Below are 514 nucleotides of genomic sequence, written 5' to 3'. Positions count from 1 at the left end.
TGGGCGGTGTGCCGCCGATGGCCGCCGATCTGGCGATCGAGGCCCTACAGCACGCGCTGGACCAGGACGAGACCGTGCTGGCCGTCGCCGACATCGACTGGGAGCGGTTCGCACCCGGCTTCACCGCCGTACGCCCCAGCCCGCTGTTCGCCGATCTGCCCGAGGCACGCCGCGCCCTGAACAAGAGCAGCGCTGGCACGTCCACCTCGGCTGACGAAAGCCGAGGCGTCGACTCCTCGCTCGTGCGGCGGCTGGTCGGGCTCTCCGAGGCCGAGCAGGGCCGCGAGCTGCTGAACCTGGTGCGCGGTGCCGTGGCGGTAGTGCTCGGGCACGCCGGTGCCGAGTCGGTCGGCGCCAACAGGGCGTTCAAGGAGCTTGGTTTCGACTCGTTGACCGCTGTGGAGTTGCGCAACCGTCTTGGTGCGGCGACCGAGTTGCGGTTGCCCGCGACGCTGATCTTCGACTATCCGACTCCGGCCGCGTTGGCGGAGTACCTGCGCAGTGAACTCCTGGG

At 69.8% G+C, this 514-nt stretch carries 1 protein-coding gene; it reads left to right on the top strand.

All coding sequences use genetic code 11. The annotated features are described in order from the left end of the window. Window positions 1-17 precede the first annotated feature (17 nt). On the top strand, window positions 18-514 hold a 497-nt coding region (locus O5O46_RS35125), incomplete at its 3' end, for an acyl carrier protein (protein WP_333482457.1).

Origin of the sequence: Streptomyces sp. RPT161 (assembly GCF_027533845.1) — a bacterium.
GTDB lineage: Bacteria > Actinomycetota > Actinomycetes > Streptomycetales > Streptomycetaceae > Streptantibioticus_A > Streptantibioticus_A silvisoli_A.
This window is presented reverse-complemented; position numbering and strand designations above follow the sequence as displayed.